The sequence below is a fragment of the Billgrantia desiderata genome (genome assembly GCF_900108215.1).
In the GTDB taxonomy this organism is placed as follows: domain Bacteria; phylum Pseudomonadota; class Gammaproteobacteria; order Pseudomonadales; family Halomonadaceae; genus Halomonas; species Halomonas desiderata.
In genome coordinates, this window is sequence record NZ_FNVC01000032.1 from 1 (window position 1) to 16,507 (window position 16,507).

A 16,507-nucleotide genomic window follows, 5' to 3' on the forward strand; every position below is an offset into this window, starting at 1 on the left:
CCAAGGATCGGGAGGAGCTGCTGGCGTTCTATGACTACCCGGCAGAACACTGGGTGCATATCCGCACCACCAACCCGATCGAATCGACCTTCGCCACGGTCCGCCTGCGGAGCAAGCGCAGCCGGAACTGCGGCTCCAGAGCGACGACCCTGGCGATGGTCTTCAAGCTGCTTCAGAGCGCCCAGAAGCGCTGGAAGCGGATCAAGGGGTTCAACAAGCTGGAGCTGGTCGTGAACAACGTCCAGTTCAAGGACGGCGAACCCTTGACCGATCAGTCAGACAGGACTGCCGCCTGACCTGCCATACACAGGATTTGACAATAACTCTACTAGGGTTAAGCGAGTTGGCAGTGGATTAGCCATTCAATAACAAGATACAAGGAGAAACATACTAATGATGTCCAAGCTACGCTTCCCTCTGTCCCTTCCCGTCCTGACGCTGACGGCAAGCCTGACCGCCCTGCCGCTGCAGGCCGACACGCTGCGCATCGCCATCATGGGCGAGCCGGCCTCCCTCGACCCTCACAAGATCAGCGGCACCTGGGAGAACGACGTGGTAGGCGACCTCTTCGAAGGCCTGATCACCGAAGCCGCCGACGGCGAGCGCATTCCCGGCGTGGCCGAGTCGTGGGAGATCTCCGAAGACGGCACCGTGTATACGTTTCAACTTCGTCAGGACGCTCGCTGGTCCGACGGCGAGCCGGTGACCGCCGAAGACTTCGTCTTCGCCTTCCGGCGTATCCTTACCCCGGCGACGGCCGCCGACTATGCCTACCTGCTCTATCCGGTGCAGAATGCCGAAGCGATCTACACCGGCGAGGCCGAGCCAGAGACGCTGGGCATCGAGGCCCTGGACGATCATACCCTGCAGATCACCCTGGAACGCTCGACCCCCTATTTCCTCGACCAGCTCTCCCACTACACCGCCTACCCGGTGCCCAGGCACGTGGTGGAGGAGCACGGCGACCGCTGGTCGCGACCCGGCAGCATGGTCTCCAACGGTCCCTTCAAGCTCCAACGCTGGCAATCGCAGACTCGCATCGAGGCGATCCGCAACGAGCACTTCCATGATGCCGACAATGTCGCACTCGACCAGGTGGTTTACTTCCCCATCGAGGAGCGCAACACGGCTCTCAACCGCTTTCGTGCCGGTGAGATCGACGTGGCGCGGGAGTTCCCGACCCAGCAGTATCGCTGGCTGCGTGACAACCTGCCCGACGCGACCCACACGGCGCCCTTCCTCGGCATCTACTACTACGTGCTCAACTCCCGCGAGGGCCACCCTACGGCGGACCCGCGCGTGCGCAAGGCATTGAGCCTGGCCGTGCGCCGCGAGGTGATCACCGAGCAGATCCTGGGCACCGGCGAGGAGCCGGCCTACAGCTTCGTCCCGCCCGGTGTCAGCCACTACGAGCCGGCGATGGTCCCGTTCGTCGACATGCCTCAGGAGGAGCGCCTGGAGCGCGCCCGCGAACTGATGAGCGAGGCCGGCTATGGCCCCGACAATCCCCTGCAGCTGCGTCTGCGCTACAACACCAGCGAGGATCACCGCCAGGTGGCCATCGCCATCGGCGCCATGTGGGAGCCGCTGGGCGTCGAGGTCGACCTGTTCAACTCGGAAGTCGCCGTGCACTACGCCGACCTGCGGCAGGGCGACTTCGACGTAGCACGCGCCGGATGGATCGGCGACTACAACGACGCCCAGAATTTCCTCAGCCTGCTGGAGAGCGGCGTGGCCAACAACTACGGCGCCTACAGCAACGAGGAGTTCGATGCGCTGATGCACGAGGCCGCCGAGACCCAGGATCTCGACCGCCGCGGCGAGATCATGGCCGAGGCCGAACGCCTGGCTCTCGAAGACAGTGCCACCCTGCCGATCTTCTATTACGTCTCGCGCAACCTGGTGAATCCCGCCCTGCAAGGCTGGGAGAACAACATCGAGGACATCCACCGCTCGCGCTGGGTCTCCTTCGAAGAGTGATCTCTCCATCTAGCCTGACGAGGCCCCGGGCAGCCGGGGCCGGGGGATGCCATGCTGCTCTATGTCTTCAAGCGCCTGCTCCAGGCCATTCCTACGCTGCTGATCGTCATCACGCTGTCGTTCTTCCTGATGCATCTGGCACCGGGCGGGCCGTTCGACGGCGAACGCCAGTTGCCGGCCGAGATCGAGGCCAACCTGCGCGCGGCCTACCACCTCGATCAGCCGGTGTGGCGGCAGTACCTGATCTATCTGGGCAACCTGCTGCAGGGAGATTTCGGCCCCTCCTTCCGCTACAAGGACTTCACCGTCACCGAGCTGATCGCCCAGGGGTTTCCGGTCAGCCTCGAACTCGGCCTGTGGGCCATCGCCCTGGCCATTGCCCTGGGGCTACCGCTCGGCATCGTGGCCGCGCTGCATCGCAACTCGAGCGTCGACTATCTGGTGATGGGCACGGCGCTGGCCGGGGTCGCGATCCCCAATTTCGTCATCGCCCCGATACTCGCGCTGGTGTTCGGCGTACTGCTGGCCTGGCTGCCGGTGGGCGGCTGGAACGACGGGCACTGGCGCAACATGGTGCTGCCGGTGGTAGCGCTGTCGATCCAGCAGGTGGCGTATATCGCGCGCATGACGCGGGCCAGCATGATCGAGGTCCTTGGCACTCACTACATCCGCACCGCACGCGCCAAGGGGCTGTCGGAGCGTGAGGTCATCTGGCGCCACGCACTGCGCCCCGCCCTGCTGCCGGTGGTTTCCTATCTGGGGCCAGCCATTGCCGGCATCATCACCGGCTCGGTGGTGATCGAACAGATCTTCGGCATCCCCGGTATCGGCCGCTACTTCGTTCAGGCCGCCCTGAATCGCGACTACACCCTGGTGATGGGCACCGTGGTGTTCTACGGCATCCTGATCGTGCTGCTCAACCTGATCGTCGACGTCCTCTATTCCGCCCTCGACCCGCAGATCCGCTATGACGACTGAACACACCGCAACCCACCCAGGCGCCGGCGACCTGCCGGCGGGCGAAAGCCTGGGACGTGACGCCTGGCGACGCCTGAAGCAGAACCGCGCCGCCATGGTCAGCCTGGTGCTGCTGATCCTGATTGCCATTGCCTGCGTCGTGGGCCCCTGGCTGACACCATGGGGACTGAACGAGGTCAACTGGAACGCCTTCAGGGCTCCACCCAGCCTTGCCGATGGCCACTTGGCGGGCACCGACGCCAATGGTCGCGACCTGCTGACCCGAACCCTCTATGGCGGCCAGATATCGCTCTCGGTGGCACTGGTGGCCACCCTCGTCTCGCTGGTGATCGGCGTGCTCTACGGTGCCATCGCCGGCTACCTGGGCGGCCGGGTCGACAATCTGATGATGCGCTTCGTCGACATCATGTATTCGCTGCCGTTCATGTTCCTGGTGATCCTGCTGATGGTGGTGTTCGGCCGCAACATCCTGCTGATCTACGCCGCCATCGGCGCCGTCGAGTGGCTCGACATGTCGCGCATCGTGCGTGGCCAGACGCTGGCGCTCAAGCGCCGCGAGTTCGTCGAGGCGGCCCGCGCCCTGGGCGTCAGGTCGCGCACCATCGTCATGCGTCACTTGATTCCCAATACCCTGGGGCCGGTGGTCGTCTACGTCACCCTCACCGTGCCCAAGGTGATCCTGCTGGAGAGTTTCCTGTCGTTCCTCGGGCTCGGGGTGCAGGAGCCGATGACCAGTTGGGGCGTGCTGATCAGCGAGGGTGTGGACATGATGCAGGGTGCCCCCTGGATGCTGCTGGTGCCGTCGACCTTCCTCGCCGTCACCCTGTTGTGCCTGAACTTCCTCGGCGACGGGCTGCGCGATGCCCTCGACCCTCGCACGCGCTGAATGGAGGCGGACATGTCACGATCCCTGTTGGAAATCGAGCGGTTGCAGGTCGCCTTCGAGCTGCCTCACGGCCGAGTGGCGGCAGTCAAGGATGTCAGTTTCTCACTCGCCGAAGGCGAGACGCTGGCCCTGGTGGGTGAATCCGGCTCGGGCAAGTCGGTCTCCTCCACCGCCATACTGCGCCTGCTGCCCGAGTTCGCGGCAACCCGGGGCGCCATTTACTGGCACGGCAGCCAGGGCAGGGAGAACCTGCTCGCCGCCTCGTCGAGGCGCATGCGCCACATCCGCGGCAACGAGATCTCGATGATCTTCCAGGAACCGATGACCTCGCTCAACCCGCTCCAGCGCATCGGCCGGCAGGTGCGTGAAGTGCTCGACAAGCACGCCAAGCTACGTGGCCAGGCGGCACAGCGGCGGGTGATCGAGCTGTTCGAACAGGTCGGCATCCCCGAGCCGGAAAGACGCGTGGCGAGCTATCCTCACGAGCTTTCCGGCGGCCAGCGCCAGCGCGTCATGATCGCCATGGCGCTGGCCTGCGAGCCGCGCCTGCTGATCGCCGACGAGCCCACCACTGCGCTGGACGTCACCGTGCAGGCGCAGATCCTGGCGCTGCTCAAGCAGCTGCAGCGCCAGTACGGCATGGCCATCCTGTTCATCACCCACGACCTGGGCATCGTCAGGCACTTCGCCGACCGGGTCTGCGTGATGCGCCACGGCGAGGTGGTGGAGAGCGCCACTACCCGGGAGCTGTTCGCCTCGCCTCGTCACGATTACACCCGCATGCTGATCGAGGCCGAGCCCCGCGGACGCAAGCTGCCGGTAGCGGATACCGCCCCGGTGATCATGCAGGCACGCGACCTCAAGGTGCGTTTCGCCTTGAAGAAGCGCCTGTTTCGGCCCAGCGACTACTTCGAGGCGGTACGCGGCATCGACCTCACGATTCGTCAGGGCCAGACGGTGGGCATCGTCGGCGAATCGGGTTCCGGCAAGTCGACCCTGGGGCGCGCACTGCTCAGGCTGCTGCAAAGCTCGGGGGACATTCACTTCGAGGATACCGACCTGACGCACCTGGACAGCGGCACGTTGCGTCCGCTGCGCTCGCGCATGCAGGTGGTATTCCAGGACCCGTTCGGCTCGCTCTCGCCGCGCATGACCGTGGGCGAGATCGTCAGCGAAGGCCTGCGCGTGCATCACCCCGAGCTGACTCGCCGCCAGCGCATCGAACGTGTGATCGAGGCGCTCGAGGAGGTCTCGCTGGACCCCGCCACGCGTCAGCGCTACCCGCACGAGTTCTCCGGCGGCCAACGCCAGCGCATCGCCATTGCCCGGGCGCTGGTGCTCAAGCCGCGCTTCCTGCTGCTGGACGAGCCGACCTCGGCGCTGGACCGTTCGGTACAGGCCACCGTGATCGAGCTGCTGCGAAACTTACAGCAGCGACACGGCCTGACCTACCTGTTCATCAGCCACGACCTCGCCGTGGTCCGGGCGCTGGCCGATACCGTGCTGGTAATGAAGGAGGGCCGCGTGGTCGAGCAGGGCGAGACCGAGGCGCTGTTCCGCTCACCCCGCGAGACCTATACCCGCGAACTGATACGCGCCGCCTTTCTCGAACAGGTCGCTTGACAGCCCAACGACAAGACCCGGCAGCTCAGCTGCCGGGTCTTGAACGAACACTTGGCCTACATCAAGCGTTTGACTGACTTAGAAGCGATAGGTCAGCTGAGCACCGAAACCGTGGGCTTCGTTCTTGTAGTCGGCGGTGTAGTTCAGCTGGGTTTCTGCCGCGGTGCCGGCATGATCCGTGCGCGTCTGATCCACATGAGTACTACGCTCGGTCAGGTAGGAGTAGGCGACGTCCAGCGTCAGATTGTCCATGGGCGTCCAGCCGGCGCCGATGGAGAAGATGCGACGGTCATCCGAGGGAATTCGCGCGCTGCGGTACTGATCGCTGGTAGGTGTGAAGTCCAGCGTCACGCCGGCACGCAGCGCCAGTTGCGGATTGAGCTGATACTCGCCGCCCACGGCGTAGGCCCAGGCGTTCGAGTAATCCTGATTTTCCCGGGTGATCGTATCGCCCGCATCGTTGGTTACGTGGATTTCGTCGAAGCGGCTCCAGCGAACCCAGGAGGCACCCGCCATCAGCTTCAGGCGGTCGCTCATCTGCTGAGTCACGGAGAAGTTAATGGTTTCCGGCGTGACCAGGTTCAAGCGTGCGTTATCTTCCAGTGGCTCGAGTGTATTGGGATTAATCGCCACAGAACCATCTGGGTTGGTTGCCCGGTAGTTACCCGTCAGAGTGTAGTCGACCTTCGAACGGTAAGTCAGACCGAAGGTCGTTTCCGGCACCGGTTGGAAGATGACACCCAGATTGTATCCCCAGCCATCGTCGTCACCCTCCACCCGTGAGTCCAGATCCTGGTCAGGATCGGCCATCCCCATACCAGGCTGGGGCACCTGGCGGCGAAGCTCCCCGTCCACGCGGTTATAGGTGATGCCGGCGCCCACCGACCACTGGTCGTTGAAGCGGTAGGAGACGGTGGGCTGGGCGCTGATCACGCGCAGCTCGGTATAGTTGCCCAGGTTGCGCCCGACGAAGTTGTCCTCGTAATCGGTCTTGGAGCCGAACGGGGCATAGACGCCGAAGCCGAAGGCCAGCTGCTCATTCACCGGATGGGCGTAGAAAGCGAAGGGAATCAGGGTGCCAGGCACCATGTCGCCTTCAGAGGACCCGTCCACCGACTGAGGCAAACCGCCAGTGAGCGCATTGGCCCGAGTCGCCTCGGCGTTGCGAATGCGGCTGTTGACGTTCAGGTAGGTGCCACCAGCGGTGAGCTGGGCACGGTCGAGGAACGACATGCCCGCGGGGTTGCCGAAGACGATGGTGGCATCGTTGACGTTGGAGCTCCGTCCAGCGTGGCCATAGCCCTGGCCGCTGACGCTCTGCTCGTTGATCTGGTAACCGCCGGCATTGGCCTGGCTGGCGAAGGCGGCAGCGGCGATGGCCACGGCCCAGGTGATCCTATTGAACTTGTTCTGCATGTCTCGACGTCCTCTTCCAGATACGAGCTGGCGCTGATTGTTGTTCCGTCCACAGCGGAGCGGTGCCCTACGAGGCCAGTTTTCGCCAAACATCCGTTCGGATCAAGGGCAAACGTTCGTTTTAATGCGATAAATCCTCATACTTTAGTCCAGTTTTAGGTTAATTTCGGCTGAGGCGTTGAACTTTACCCACCCTAGCGCAACGCAGCCCGCCCTGACTGTGCCGAAACGCCTGCTTGACCTATGGGTTACCCAAAGGTTTTACACTGCCTGCATGATCCCTATCTCCCAGGAGATCCATCATGAAAGTCAGCGAACTGGCCCGGCGGGCCGAGGTGACCGCCGAGACGGTGCGTCACTACACACGGGAAGGCTTGCTGCATCCGCAGCGCGATCCCGACAACGGCTATCAGCTGTTCGATCAGGCCGATCTCGAGCGGCTGCGCTTCATTCAGCGGGCCCGCACGCTGGGCTTCAGCGTAGCCGAGATCGGCGAGATCCTGACCCATGCCGATCAGGGCGACTCACCCTGCCCCATGGTGCGTGACCTGCTGGCCAGCCGGCTACCGCAGATCCGCGCCCGTATCCGCGAGCTGGAAGCGCTGGCATCGCGCATGGAACAGGCCCTCGATGCCTGGGCCGAGATGCCCGACGGTACGCCCGACGGCCACAGCCTGTGCCGCCTGATCGAAAGCTTTCCCGAGGCGGCGCCTTCCCACTGCTCCCGAGCCGGCGAGGAAAGGCAATGAACACTCACGATCACGAGCGCAGCGTACCGGGCATGAACTGCCAGGGCTGCGTGAAGCGCATGCGCGAGGCGATCCAGACCCTCGATCCCGAGGCCGAGGTCACCGGCTTTCCAGCCGAGAAGCGCCTGGTGGTGAACTCCAGCCTGGATGGCGAGCGCCTCGACGAGGCACTGGCTCAGGCCGGCTACCCGCCTCAGGCCGGGTCTGCCAGCGATGCTGGCGCGGCTGCCAACGAACGGCCGGTAGCCGAGCCTGCCACACCGCCAGCCGACAGCGTCAACGCCCCCCGCCGCGAAGGCGGCACGACCCTGCGCCTGGCGATCTCGGGCATGACCTGCGCCAGCTGCGTGAAGAGCGTGCAGCAGGCGCTGGAGCGCACCCCGGGCGTGGCCACGGCGGCGGTGAACTTCGGCACCCGTGTGGCTCAGGTGCATGGCCGTGCCGACACCGAGGCACTGGTGAAGGCGGTGCAGGCAGCGGGCTACGACGCCGAGCCCATTCTCGACCTGCGCCAGGCCGAGGAGGCCCGCACCGCCAAGGACGCCGAGACCTATCGGCGCCGCCTGCGCGGAAGTTTCTGGTCGCTGGCACTGGCGGTGCCGCTGATGGCCAGCATGTTCGTCTACCATCCTCACCCGATGGGCATGGGGCGGCTCTACTGGCTGGCGATCGGCCTGCTGACCCTGGCCGTGCTGGTGGGCCCGGGCCGTCACTTCTTCGTCAACGCCTGGAAGAACTTCAAGCACCATCAGGCCAACATGGACACCCTGATCGCCATGGGTACCGGCACCGCCTGGCTCTACTCCATGGCGGTGGTGGCCTTCGCCCCTTGGCTGCCGGCGGTGGCCCACGGCATCTACTTCGAAGCCTCGGCGATGATCATCGGCCTGGTGCTGCTGGGCAACGCCCTGGAGCTGCGCGCCCGCGGGCGCACCAGCGAGGCGCTCAAGCGGCTGCTCGACCTGCAGAGCCGTACGGCGCGGGTCATCCGCGGCAGCGACGAGCGTGAGCTGCCCATCGAGGAGGTGCGCGAGGGCGACCACATTCGCGTGCGCCCCGGCGAGCGCCTGCCGGTGGATGGCGTGGTGACCAGCGGCGCCAGCCATATCGACGAGTCGATGCTCACCGGCGAGCCGCTGCCGGTGGCCAAGGGCGAAGGCGATGAAGTCAACGCCGGTACGGTGAACGGCCGCGGCGGCCTGGTCTACCGCGCCACCCGCGTGGGAGCCGACACACGCCTGGGCCAGATCACCGAGCAGGTGGCGCTGGCCCAGAACTCCCGCCCGCCCATCGGCGAGCTGGCCGACAAGATATCGAGCATCTTCGTGCCCACGGTGATGGTCATTGCCGTACTCACCGCGCTGGCCTGGTTCAACTTCGGCGCCGAACCACGTCTGATCCACATGCTGGTCACCGCCACCACGGTGCTGATCATCGCCTGTCCCTGTGCCCTGGGCCTGGCCACGCCGATCTCGACCATGATCGGCGTGGGCAAGGCCGCCGAGCACGGCGTACTGGTGAGAAACGGCCAGGCACTGCAGACCGCCAGCCGCCTCACCACGCTGGTGGTGGACAAGACCGGCACCCTGACCGAGGGCAAGCCGCGGGTCACTGAGAGCCATTTTCTCGCAGGCGACGAGGCGACGCTGCTGGGGCTGGTGGCAGCGCTGGAGCGCGGCTCGGAGCATCCGCTGGCGGCCGCCCTGTTGCAGCATGCCGAACAGGCCGGCGCCGAGGTCGCGGACATCCGCGACTTCGACAGCGTCACCGGCGGCGGGGTCAAGGCCACCGGACCGAACGGAGAAACGCTCCTGCTGGGCAACGCCCGATTGCTGCGGGAAGCCGGCGTCGCGCTCACCGCCGCAGACGAGCTGGCTCGCGATCTCGAGCAGAAGGCTCGCACCGTGGTCTATCTCGCCGTGGGTGGCAGACTGGCCGCACTGTTCGGCATCAGCGACCCGCTGCGCGCCGACACCGTGGCGGCGGTCAAGCGGCTACAGGCCGACGGCCTCAGGGTGGTAATGCTGACCGGCGACAACGAGCACACCGCGGCGGCCATCGCCCGCGAGGTGGGCATCGACGACTTCCGCGCCGGGCTGTTGCCCGAGGACAAGCACGCCGAGATCGAGCGTCTGCAGCAGGCCGGCGAGATCGTCGGCATGGTCGGCGACGGCATCAACGACGCCCCGGCGCTGGCCCGGGCCAACGTCGGCTTCGCCATCGGCCAGGGCACCGACGTGGCCATCGAGAGCGCCGGCATCACGCTGATGCGAAGCTCGCTGCACGGCATCGCCGACGCCATCGAGATCAGTCGCATGACCCTGCGCAACATCAAGCAGAACCTGGTGGGTGCGTTCGGCTACAACGTGCTGTGCATCCCCATTGCCGCCGGGGTGCTCTACCCCTTCACCGGCATGCTGCTGTCACCGATGATCGCCGGGGCAGCCATGTCGCTCTCCTCGATCACGGTGGTGAGCAACGCCAACCGCCTGCGCCTGCTCAAGACCCGTGGCGATGTTGCCCCCGGGCGCCAGGCGGCAGCGGCGGAAACGCAGGAGGCCCTGCCATGAGCTGGATCGTCAATCTCGCCGGCCTGGCGCTGATCGTCGCCATCGTCTGGTGGTTCTGGTGGCGCCGCTGAGCCGAACCGTCGAGAGCACCTGCTAAGCTGAAAGCATATGCCAGAGGGAGAGTGATGGCCATGCCCAAGCTCAACGGCGTACTCGAGACCGCACTCTACGTCGACGACATGGACCGGGCGCGGGTCTTCTTCGAAGGCGTGATGGGCCTCGAGCCATTCAACGCCGACCATCGATTCACTGCTTACGATGCCGGTGCAGGCTCGGTGCTGCTGCTGTTCCTGCAGGGCGAGACGCTGCAAACCGTGGTACTGCCCAACGAGATGGGCACCATCCCGCCCCATGACGGCAGAGGGCGGGTGCATCTCGCCTTCGCCATCGCCGCCGACGAGCTGGCCGCCTGGGAGCGCCAGCTCGACGACCACGGCGTGGTCATCGAAGGGCGCACCCACTGGCCCCGCGGCGGCGAGAGTCTCTACTTCCGCGACCCCGACGGCCACCTGATCGAGCTGGCGACGCCCGGTGTCTGGCCCAACTACTGACAAGAGCCATGCCATCCGAAAAGTCGGCGAGCGAAGGCCAGACAAGGCAAAAATCGGCGCAAAGGCGGAGTTTACGTGTTTGTAAATGAGCACTTTAAGCCGATTTTTAACGCCGTATGGTCGAGCACAGCCACTTTTCAGCTCACGCCCATATAGCGGCCGGGCTTGTGATTGAGGGCAATGATCAGGTTCAGCGCCACCGCGCCCAGCACCGAGAGCCCGACCCTGTCGGCCGGTAGCACCAGGAAGGCAGCGAGCATGATCACCCCGTCGATGCCGAGCTGCACGTAGCCGGCGCGCAGGCCGTAGCGAGCCTGCAGATAGAGCGCCAGGATGTTGATGCCACCGAGGCTGGTGCGGTGGCGAAACAGCACCAGCATGCCGATGCCGATCAGGCTGCCGCCCATCAGCGAGGCGTAGAGCGGATTGAGACTGTCGAAAACGACCCACTTGCCGGTCAGCTCGGAGAACAGCGACACCAGGGCGATGGCGACGAAGGTGCGCAGGGTGAACGACCAGCCCATGCGCTTCACCGCCAGGTAGTAGAACGGCAGATTGATGAGGAAGAACCACACCCCGAAGCGCCAGCCGGTAGCGTACTGCAGCAGGAAGGCCATGCCGGCGGTACTGCCGGTGAGCAGCAGCGCCTGGGTATAGAAGCTGACGCCAAGGGCGACGAACAGCGTGCCCACCAGCATCGCCATCACGTCCTCGTAGGGACGATGGGGATCGGTGGGAAGATCTTGTGGATCCATTCACGATTCCTTGGGATGGCGGGCCTAGCCCCGAACGGCCCGGATTCTAGCGGCAAGCGCCCGCAAAATCATTGACCTCACTCAGCAGGCCACGAAGTTCGCTTCAGCCGTGCAACGGCTCGGCATACTCGATCATGAGCTGCAGCGACTCCTGGCCCCGCCAGCGGTTGCGATTGAGCCGGTAGGCGCAGCGCAGCCGGTCGCCCAGACCGAAGGCCGGCAGCTCACCCGGCGTGAGGGCGCGAAACCAGATCGCCTTGAGGCTCGTCGCGCCCGATGACAGGTGCATCGACAGGTGGTTGCCCTCGGCGCCCACGGCACGTATCGACTCGATCAGGAACTCCCCTTCGAACAGCGGCGCGTCGAACTCGCGCCCGTAGGGCCCCAGCGCCTCCAGCTCGAGCAGGGTGGCCAGCTGCAGCTGCTCGGGGTTGAGCGCTCCGTCGGTCAGCACGTGGGGGAACAGCTCGGCTTCTCCCAACTGCTCGCTCACGGCTTGCAGCAGGGCCGACCGGAACATTTCCAGCTGCTCCACCGGTACACCGACCCCGGCCGCGCCGCGATGCCCGCCGAAGCGCGGCAGCGCTTCGGGGGCCAGTTCATGGGCGCGCTGCAGCGCATTGCGCAGGTGCAGCGCCTCGATGGAGCGTCCCGAGCCGGTGAGCATGCCGGGCGCCGCCGCCGGCGTCAGCACCAGCGCAGGCCGGCCGAAGGCCTGCACCAGACGCGAAGCGACGATACCCTGCACGCCCGGATGGCCGCTTTCGAGGTAGACGATCAGCGCCGGCCGGTCGGCCTCGAGCTGTGGCAGGGCCAGGCCGCGGGCCTCTTCGACCATTTCCGCCTCGATCGCCTTGCGCGACTGGTTGTCGTCGTCCAGCGTCTGCAGGTGGCGTATCGCCGTGGCGTCGTCCCCCGCGAGCATGAAGTGCAGCGCCGCGTAGGGGTCGTCGAGGCGCGAGCGGGCGTTGATGCGCGGCCCCATCTGGAAGGCCAGGGTCTCGGCGGAGAACGGCACGCTGTCTTCGCCCAGGCGTGTCGCCATGGCACGCCAGCAGGCAGCCTCCATGCGGTTGATCAACGTCAGACCATGACTGACCACGGCGCGATTGGCCGGGCTCGCCCCTAGCGACACGCAGTCGGCCACGGTGCCCAGCGCCACGTAGGAGAGCCAGGCGGAGAGCTTGGGCGTGGCATCGGGAATCACGCCCCACTCCACCAGCACGCTGCGCGTCAGCGACATCACCAGCCAGGCCACCATGCAGCCGGCAATGGTACGGTCGGGGTACTGGCAGTCGTCACGGGTCGGGTTGACCACGGCATGAGCGGAGGGCGGCGGCCCTTCCACCGGCAGGGCGTGGTGGTCGCTCACCACCACGTCGATGCCTTCCGCCTTGAGCCGGGCGATGCGCGGCTCGTCGGAGCTGCCGCAGTCGGCGGTGATCACCAGCGTAGGCCGCGGCGAGAGCCCGAGCGTGCGCTCCACCAGCGGCAGGCTGATGCCGTAGCCGTCGTGGATACGATGGCCGATCAGGCTGTGCAGACGCGACTCCGGCACACCGAAGAGCTCCACCAGGGTGCGCCGGATGACCACGTGGGAGGTGATGCCGTCGACGTCGTAGTCGGTGAGGATGCCGATGTGCTCGCCCTCGGCCACGGCGGTGGCGATGCGCTCTGCGGCGCGGCGACCGTCGGCCAGGCGCTCCGGATGTTCGAGATAGCGCAGGCTGGGCCGGGTCAGCGGTGCCAGTTCGCCCTCGTAGTCGGTCAGGCGACCGGCCAACACCCGGGCCTGCAGCTCGGTCAGGCCTTCGGCGAGCGCGCGGGCGTAGAGTGCCTCGTTGCGTGGGCGCAGCAGCAGCCGCGGTTTGAGTCGGGCGTGCAGATCGGGCGGCGCGTTCGCGTCCAAGCGTGGCTCCTGTTGCATGACGGGTTTTGCGGCCGGCTCATGGCATCTCGGCGCGGCCTCTCGGGCTGCCTCGAGACGAGGGGCGCAGGGCCTATCTTCGCCGACACTGACCACCGCCCGGGCTAGCCTCGATGCGAGGAGAGCCGGGACTATCTTCGCCGACACTGACCACCGCTCGGGCTAGCCTCGATGCGAGGAGCGCCGGAGACAGGTCGTAGAGGAGGTTATTTGCCATGGATGGCAAATATAGCGCCCAGGGATGGGTTCACAGCGCCTCCTCGAAGACCTGTCGCCGGCACGGCTCCGAGCCGGCCAGCGACGGTCAACGAAGGTGTTTACCGCCGATTCTCGGCCACGAACGCCTGCACCTTAGCCAGCTCCGCCGGCAGCACGGTGTAACGCTCCTCGCGCTCCAGCAGGTCGTCCATGTGCGGCGGTAGCGGCACACCGGGGAAGCCCGCCTTGACCACCGCCTCGGCGAACTTGGCCGGGTGGGCCGTGGCCAGGGTGATCATCGGCGTGGCGGCATCGGCCCGGGCGCGCTCGGCGGCGCGATAACCGGTAGCCGTGTGCGGGTCGAGCACCTCCTTGGTACGGTGGTGCGCCTCGCGGATCACCTCGAGGATGGTGGCATCGTCGACGCTATGGCTGGCGAACAGCGCCCGCAGCCGCTCCAGCGGCGCCTCGGCCAGCGCCGTCGGCTCGGACTGGAAGCGCCCGAGCAGCGCAGCCACGGCAGCGCCGTCACGCTCGTAGGCCTCGAACAGCAGGCGCTCGAAGTTGGACGACACAACGATGTCCATGGAGGGCGCCAGGGTCGCCTTGAGCTCCTGCTTGGAGAAGTCGTTGTCGGCGATGGTGCGGTGCAGAATGTCGTTGGCATTGGTGGCGATGATGAACTGCTTGACCGGCAGCCCCATGCGGTAGGCCATGTAGCCGGCGAAGACGTTGCCGAAGTTGGCCGAAGGCACGCAGAAACTGACCAGCCGGTGTGGCGCACCCAGCGCTACGCCGGCGGCCACGTAGTAGACGATCTGGGCCATGATGCGCGCCCAGTTGATCGAGTTCACCGCCACCAGGCGGGTGCCGCCGAGGAAGCCCTGGTCGGCGAAGCTGGCCTTGACCATCGCCTGGGCGTCGTCGAAGTTGCCTTCGATGGCGATGTTGAAGACGTTGTCGGCCAGCACCGAGGTCATCTGCCGACGCTGCACCTCGGAGACCCGGTTGTGCGGGTGCAGGATGAAGATGTCGAGGTTGTCGCAGTGGCGACAGCCTTCGATGGCCGCCGAACCGGTGTCGCCGGAGGTGGCGCCCATGATCACCGCGCGCTCGCCGCGCTTGGCCAGGAAGTGATCGAGGATACGGCCCAGCAGCTGCAGGGCAACGTCCTTGAAGGCCAGCGTCGGGCCGTGGAACAGCTCCAGCAGGAAGTGGTTGGCGTCGAGCTGGTTGAGCGGCACCACGGCGTCGTGACTGAAGGTGGCGTAGGCGTCGCGCACGATGCCGCGGAAGGTCTCGTCGTCGATCTCGCCGTTGACGAACGGCCGCATCACGCGGAAGGCGACCTCGGCATAGGAGAGTCCGGCCATGCCGGCGAGCTCCTCACGGGAGAGCTGCGGAATGGTTTCCGGCACGTAGAGGCCGCCGTCGCTGGCCATGCCGGTCAGCACGACCTCTTCGAAAGAGAGCGCAGGCGCCTGCCCACGGGTACTGATGTAGCGCATGCCCTTACTCCTGCTCGTCCAGCGACTCGACGCGGATCCGCGTGACCGGCCCGGCGATGTCGGCCATCGACTCGATCTGGCGGATCGCCTCGTTCATGTGCTTCTCGCGGCACCTGTGGGTCAGCAGGATGATCGGCACCAGTTCGCCTTCGGTGGCTTCCTTCTGCACCAGCGCCTCGATGGAGATGCCCTGCTCGGAGAGAATGGTCGCCACCCGCGCCAGCACGCCGGGGCGGTCCACCGCCAGCAGGCGCAGATAGTAGGCGGTGACGATGTCCTCCATGGGCAGGATCGGCATGCCGCCGTCGTCGTCGCCGATGCCGCTGAAGGCCAGGTAGGGCACGCGATAGTGATGATCGGTGGCGATGTCGCGGGCCACGTCGAGCAGGTCGGCCACCACCGCCGAGGCCGTGGGTTCGGAGCCGGCGCCGGCACCGTAGTAGAGGGTCGGTCCCACGGCATCGCCCATGATCGCAATGGCGTTCTTGACCCCGTGCACATTGGCCAGCAGGCGCTCCTTGGGGATCAGGGTCGGATGCACGCGCAGCTCGAGCCCATGCTCGGTGCGCTTGGAGATGCCCAGGTGCTTGATCACGTAGCCCAGGTTGTCGGCCTGTTCCACGTCATCGAACGTCACCCGTGAGATTCCCTCGGTGTAGGCCTTCTCGAACTGCAGCGGCACGCCATAGGCGATCGATGCGAGGATGGTCAGCTTGTGGGCAGCGTCGATGCCTTCGACGTCGAAGGTGGGGTCGGCCTCGGCGTAACCCAGCGCCTGGGCCTCGGCGAGCACGTCCTCGAAGGCGCGCCCTTCGCTGCGCATGTGCGTCAGGATGTAGTTGCCGGTGCCGTTGATGATGCCCGCCACCCACTCGATGCGGTTAGCACCGAGGCCTTCGCGCAGCGACTTGATCACCGGGATGCCGCCGGCCACCGCAGCCTCGAAGGCGACGATCACGCCCTGCTCGTGGGCGGCCTGGAAGATCTCGTTGCCGTGCACGGCGATCAGCGCCTTGTTGGCGGTGACCACGTGCTTGCCGTTGGCGATGGCGGTGAGCACCAGCTCGCGGGGCACGTCATAGCCCCCCAACACCTCGACCAGCACGTCGATGTCCGGGTTGCGGGCCACCTCGAAGACGTCGTTGGTGGTCTTGATCCCGGTGAGGTCGCACTCAGGGTTGGTGCTGCGCAGCGCCACCTGCTCGATCACGATCGGGCGGCCGGCACGCCGCGCAATCTCGTCGGCGTTGCGCGTCAGCACGTTGAAGGTGCCGCCACCGACGGTACCCAAACCACAGATTCCCACTCTCACCGGTTTCAATGTCCTGCTCCCCATGATGGTGTCAATGTCCAGCGTTCATGCACT

General features: G+C 66.0%; 13 protein-coding genes. 8 read left to right on the forward strand and 5 right to left on the reverse strand.

Annotated elements, in window-relative coordinates; translation table 11 throughout:
- From C4S71_RS20335 to C4S71_RS20355, 5 genes are all read left to right on the forward strand, one after another.
- On the forward strand, positions 1–296 hold a 296-nt coding region (locus tag C4S71_RS20335; protein WP_200825256.1), incomplete at its 5' end, for a transposase.
- Positions 297–396: 100 nt separating this feature from the next.
- On the forward strand, positions 397–1,980 hold the full coding sequence (locus C4S71_RS20340) for a peptide ABC transporter substrate-binding protein (protein WP_103970392.1): 1,584 nt from the start codon (positions 397–399) through the stop codon (positions 1,978–1,980).
- A gap of 51 nt (positions 1,981–2,031) precedes the next feature.
- Positions 2,032–2,958: an oligopeptide ABC transporter permease OppB gene (oppB, locus tag C4S71_RS20345; protein WP_086508995.1), complete on the forward strand. Its 927-nt coding sequence runs from the start codon at positions 2,032–2,034 to the stop codon at positions 2,956–2,958.
- Positions 2,948–3,844, forward strand: coding sequence for an ABC transporter permease (locus C4S71_RS20350; protein ID WP_086508994.1), 897 nt, complete (start codon positions 2,948–2,950; stop codon positions 3,842–3,844). Before oppB ends, C4S71_RS20350 begins: the two co-directional genes overlap by 11 nt.
- A gap of 12 nt (positions 3,845–3,856) precedes the next feature.
- Entirely contained in the window at positions 3,857–5,467 is a 1,611-nt protein-coding gene (locus tag C4S71_RS20355; protein ID WP_103970364.1) for an ABC transporter ATP-binding protein, read from the forward strand.
- A gap of 78 nt (positions 5,468–5,545) precedes the next feature.
- On the opposite strand, the gene C4S71_RS20360 is transcribed toward C4S71_RS20355, so the two are convergent.
- Complete coding sequence (locus C4S71_RS20360) at positions 5,546–6,883, reverse strand: OmpP1/FadL family transporter (protein WP_103970365.1); 1,338 nt, start codon at positions 6,881–6,883, stop codon at positions 5,546–5,548.
- Between the two features lie 302 nt (positions 6,884–7,185).
- Between C4S71_RS20360 and C4S71_RS20365 the strand changes: the two genes are divergently transcribed.
- The 3 genes from C4S71_RS20365 to C4S71_RS20375 all read left to right on the forward strand — a co-directional run bounded on the left by C4S71_RS20365 (position 7,186) and on the right by C4S71_RS20375 (position 10,753).
- On the forward strand, positions 7,186–7,632 hold the full coding sequence (locus C4S71_RS20365; protein ID WP_103970366.1) for a MerR family transcriptional regulator: 447 nt from the start codon (positions 7,186–7,188) through the stop codon (positions 7,630–7,632).
- Positions 7,629–10,202 carry a heavy metal translocating P-type ATPase gene (locus C4S71_RS20370; protein ID WP_103970367.1) on the forward strand — a complete coding sequence of 858 codons (2,574 nt, stop codon included), beginning with the start codon at positions 7,629–7,631 and terminating at the stop codon, positions 10,200–10,202. The genes C4S71_RS20365 and C4S71_RS20370 overlap by 4 nt, the downstream gene beginning before the upstream one ends.
- Positions 10,203–10,333: 131 nt before the next feature.
- Complete coding sequence (locus C4S71_RS20375; RefSeq protein ID WP_200825339.1) at positions 10,334–10,753, forward strand: VOC family protein; 420 nt, start codon at positions 10,334–10,336, stop codon at positions 10,751–10,753.
- 137 nt (positions 10,754–10,890) lie between these two features.
- Here the strand turns inward: C4S71_RS20375 and C4S71_RS20380 are convergent, their stop codons facing one another.
- The 4 genes from C4S71_RS20380 to C4S71_RS20395 form a co-directional block, all read right to left on the reverse strand.
- On the reverse strand, positions 10,891–11,508 hold the full coding sequence (locus tag C4S71_RS20380) for a YitT family protein (RefSeq protein WP_086508988.1): 618 nt from the start codon (positions 11,506–11,508) through the stop codon (positions 10,891–10,893).
- Positions 11,509–11,611: 103 nt separating this feature from the next.
- Positions 11,612–13,417 carry a single-stranded-DNA-specific exonuclease RecJ gene (locus C4S71_RS20385; RefSeq protein WP_235014718.1) on the reverse strand — a complete coding sequence of 602 codons (1,806 nt, stop codon included), beginning with the start codon at positions 13,415–13,417 and terminating at the stop codon, positions 11,612–11,614.
- Positions 13,418–13,752: 335 nt separating this feature from the next.
- Positions 13,753–15,141, reverse strand: a complete 1,389-nt coding sequence (gene thrC, locus C4S71_RS20390) for a threonine synthase (RefSeq protein ID WP_103970370.1) — start codon at positions 15,139–15,141, stop codon at positions 13,753–13,755.
- 4 nt (positions 15,142–15,145) lie between these two features.
- Complete coding sequence (locus C4S71_RS20395; protein WP_086508980.1) at positions 15,146–16,462, reverse strand: homoserine dehydrogenase; 1,317 nt, start codon at positions 16,460–16,462, stop codon at positions 15,146–15,148.
- Positions 16,463–16,507 lie beyond the last annotated feature (45 nt).